This window comes from Neoroseomonas rubea (assembly GCF_016106015.1).
GTDB lineage: Bacteria > Pseudomonadota > Alphaproteobacteria > Acetobacterales > Acetobacteraceae > Neoroseomonas > Neoroseomonas rubea.
Window position 1 is genome coordinate 1 of record NZ_JACADQ010000392.1, and the last position, 3720, is coordinate 3720.

Annotated in this window: 5 protein-coding genes; 2 read left to right on the plus strand and 3 right to left on the minus strand. The window is 69.3% G+C overall.

Annotation, left to right across the window (positions count from 1 at the left end; translation table 11 throughout):
- On the plus strand, window positions 1–255 hold a 255-nt coding region (locus HW577_RS22420; protein ID WP_198378335.1), incomplete at its 5' end, for a hypothetical protein.
- 6 nt (window positions 256–261) lie between these two features.
- Here HW577_RS22420 and HW577_RS22425 read toward each other — a convergent pair.
- Genes HW577_RS22425 through HW577_RS22435 form a run of 3 tightly spaced genes read right to left on the minus strand, consistent with a single transcriptional unit; the run spans window position 262 to window position 3400 of the window.
- Entirely contained in the window at window positions 262–1392 is a 1131-nt protein-coding gene (locus HW577_RS22425; RefSeq protein WP_198378336.1) for a CaiB/BaiF CoA transferase family protein, read from the minus strand.
- Complete coding sequence (locus HW577_RS22430; RefSeq protein ID WP_198378337.1) at window positions 1389–2231, minus strand: HAD family hydrolase; 843 nt, start codon at window positions 2229–2231, stop codon at window positions 1389–1391. Before HW577_RS22430 ends, HW577_RS22425 begins: the two co-directional genes overlap by 4 nt.
- A 2-nt stretch (window positions 2232–2233) precedes the next feature.
- On the minus strand, window positions 2234–3400 hold the full coding sequence (locus HW577_RS22435; protein WP_232475160.1) for an acyl-CoA dehydrogenase family protein: 1167 nt from the start codon (window positions 3398–3400) through the stop codon (window positions 2234–2236).
- Between the two features lie 115 nt (window positions 3401–3515).
- On the opposite strand from HW577_RS22435, the gene HW577_RS26700 reads away from it, so the two are divergent.
- On the plus strand, window positions 3516–3720 hold a 205-nt coding region (locus HW577_RS26700), incomplete at its 3' end, for a hypothetical protein (protein ID WP_232475161.1).

The window sequence follows — 3720 nt, forward strand, 5'->3', positions numbered from 1 at the left end:
GCCGGTGCCGGCGGCGCCGAGGGGCGGGGGCGGGGCCTCGACGCCTATCGCTCCGCGCCGATCATGGTGGTGGGGCAGGCGGTCGCTGCGCCGAGGCCCGCCGCCGCCGCCATGCCCGCCGCCGCGGCCACACCATCCCCAGCACGCATGGCTTTCGCCGCCGCGCCGCCAGGCGCCGCCACGCCCGGTGCCGGCACCTTGCCGATCATGCCGAGCCGGCCGAGCCCGCTCGCCTTCTTCCGCCGGCCAGGCTGAGCGCGCTCACGCCGCGAATTCGGCCCGGATCGCCGCCGTGTGCTGGCCGAGCGAGGGCACCGTGCCGAAGGGCCGCACCCCGTCGGACAGCCGCGCGGGCGGCAGGGCGACCGGGACCAGCCCCATTTCCGTCTGCACCGGCGCGCGGCGCAGCGCCGGGTGCTTCTGCAGCCCGCCGCAATCATTGACGAACCCATAGGCGGTGTTGGCGCGGCGGAGCTTCGCCGCGCATTCCTCCCGCGTCAGGCCCGCGAACATCTTCGCGATATGCGCATCTACCATGGGGCGGTGCGCGACGCGGTCGTTGTTCACCGTGAAGCCCGGCGTCTTTGGCAATTCCGGCTCATCCAGGAAATGCGCGCAGAAGGACGCCCATTCGCGCTCGTTCTGGATCGCGATCAGCACATCGTGCCCGTCCTTGGTCTGGAAGGCGCCATAGGGGCAGATGGAGGGATGCGCGAGGCCGATGCGCGGCGGGTTCTTCCCCGTGCCCTCGTATTGCAGCAGCGGCACCGTCATCCAGTCCGCCATGCCATCGAACAGGCTGACCGCGATGCCCTTGCCCTGCCCGGTGATGGACCGGCTGAGCAACGCCTCCAGCACCGCCGCATAGGCATGCATGCCACAGGCGATGTCGCAGGCCGACACGCCGACACGCCCCGGACCTTCCGCCCGGCCGGTGATGTAGGCGAGGCCGGATTCCGCCTGCACCAGCAGGTCGTAGGCTTTCATCGTCGCGTAGTCGCCCTCGTCGCCATAGCCCGAGATGTCGACCGTGATCAGGCGCGGATGGCGCGCGCGCAGATCGGCGCTGCCGAAGCCCGCGCGCTGCATCGCGCCCGGGGCGAGGTTCTGGATGAAGACATCCGCCTTCGCGATGAGGCGTTCCAGCAGCGCCTTGTCCTCGGCCGCCTTGATGTCGAGGCAGACGCTCTCCTTCCCCCGGTTCAACCAGACGAAGTAGGAGGACAGGCCGTTCGCCACCGTGTCGTAGCCGCGCGCGAAATCGCCTTCGGGGCGTTCCACCTTGATCACCCGCGCGCCGGCATCGGCGAGGCGGGAGGCGCAGTAGGGTGCGGCGACCGCCTGGTCCATGGCGACGACGAGAAGCCCTTCGAGGGGGCGGGATCCGCTCATGCGTTGGTCTCCGGCGGTCGTGCAGTGATCCTCTCGCGCGCGGCGAGCAGGTCAAGGATGGCGAGGACGCGATGTTCGAGCTCCGCGCCCTCGCGGTAGTCGGCGGCCACGGCGCAATGGACGCGGCCTTCGTCGATCAGGCGCAGCGTGCGCGCCGCGCGTTCGGCATCGCCCGCGGGGTGCACGGCGATGGAATGGCCGCCCATCTCCTTTACCGTGCGGAAGCAGGGGATGTCGGTCTCCCCGTCGCCGATGAAGATCATGTTGGCGAAGGGCACGCGGCGCGTCTCGGGCGGCTGGAAGGCATTGACCGCCTTGTTGTCCGCGAGGTCGAGCGCATCCTTGTTGATGCGGAACAGGTACTGCGTCTTGGTCGTGTAGTTCACGGCGATCGCCGGCGCGATGGCCGCGCCCGAAGCGCTGTAGAGGAAGCCCGAGGCGAAGACCGCGCGGAAATGCCGCCGGATCGATGTGCCCTCGACGAGTTCCCGCAGGCCCGAGGAAATGACGTAGTGCTCGATGGCAAGGCCGCGCGCCGCCCCCGCGGCGTTCAACCGGTCGAACCAGCCCTCGACGCCCGGAAACAGCGTGATGCCGGCGCCGTGCCGTGCCCAGTCCTCGCGCCGCATCGGGATGTCGGCAGCCGTCGCCTCGACCAGCATGCGGTGCATGTAGGTCAGGATCGGGTCGCCCTGCTGTTCCTCGGCGAGCGCGTTCGACCGCGCCCAGAAGGCATCCTTGTCGAGCCCGAGCTTCGGCAGGAAGACGTGCTCCTGCATGTTGCCCGGCGCCAGCGTGCCGTCGAAATCATACGCGATCGCGACGGGCGCGCCGGACATAGTCAGTAGCTCCGCGGCATCCCCAGCACGTGCTCGCCGATGTAGGACAGCACGAGGTTCGTGCTGATCGGGGCCACCTGGTACAGCCGTGCCTCGCGGAACTTGCGCTCCACGTCGTACTCTTCGGCGAAGCCGAAGCCGCCATGGGTCTGCACGCAGGCCTCGGCCGCGGCCCAGGCGGCATCGGCGCCGAGCATCTTGCCCATATTGGCTTCCTCGCCGCAGGGCAGGCCGGCCTCGAACTTCTCCAGGCCCTTCTGGATCAGGGCCTCCGCGGCGCGCATCTGCGCATAGGCCTTGGCGATCGGGAACTGCACGCCCTGGTTCTGGCCGATCGGGCGGCCGAACAAAACGCGCTGCTTGGAGTATTCCACCGACTTCTCGATGAACCACTTGGCGTCGCCGATGCTCTCGCTCGCGATCAGCAGGCGCTCGGCATTCATGCCATCGAGGATATAGCGGAAGCCCTTGCCCTCGACGCCCACGAGGTTCTCCGCCGGAACCTCCATGTTGTCGAAGAACACCTCGCAGGAATTGTGGTTCATCATCGTCCGGATCGGACGGATGGTCAGCCCGTGGCCGAGCGCGGCCTTCATGTCGACGATGAAGGTGGACAGCCCCTCGGTGCGCTTGGCGACCTGGTCCTTGGGCGTGGTGCGCGCCAGCAGTAGCATCAGGTCGGAATGCTCGGCGCGCGACGTCCAGATCTTCTGGCCGTTGACAATGTACTTGTCGCCTTCCCGCCGCGCGAAGGTGCGCAGGGACGTCGTGTCCGTGCCGCTGGTGGGTTCCGTCACGCCGAAGGCCTGCAGCCGGAGCTCCCCGGTCGCGATCTTCGGCAGGTAGCGCGCCTTCTGGTCCGCGTTCCCGTGCCGCAGGATCGTGCCCATGATGTACATCTGGGCGTGGCAGGCGGCGGCGTTGCAGCCCGTGGCGTGGATTTCCTCGAGGATCGCGGCGGCGGCCGAGAGCGGCAGGCCCGAGCCACCATATTCCTCGGGGATCAGCGCGCCGAGCCACCCGGCCTCGGTCAGCGCCTTGACGAATTCGGTCGGATAGCCGCGCCGCGCATCCAGTTCCCGCCAGTACTCCCCGGGGAAGCGGGCGCAGAGCTTGCGCACCTCCTCCCGGATCTCGGCGTGGGCGTCCTGCGGCATCGGCATGTCCATGGGTGTTCTCTCCCGTCCGGCCCGGGATTAGGGCGCGAGGCACGGGCTGGCAAGGCGGGGGCGGGATTGTTTCGACTCATTGCGAGACGGGAATTGGCGGATGTATCCTTCAACCATGTGGCGAATTCTGCTCCTGTTCGTTCCAGGCCTCGTGCTCGCCGGCCCTGCATGGGCGCAGACGCGCACGCTCGTGGTCCCGCCGGGGGATGCCGTGGTCATCGCTCCGCGGAGCCAGCCCGCGCCGCGCGCGACGCTGGCTCCGCCGCCCCGCCTCGCGGCGCCGAGGCCGCGATCGGAGCCCGCGGCGGAGACGCTGGGCG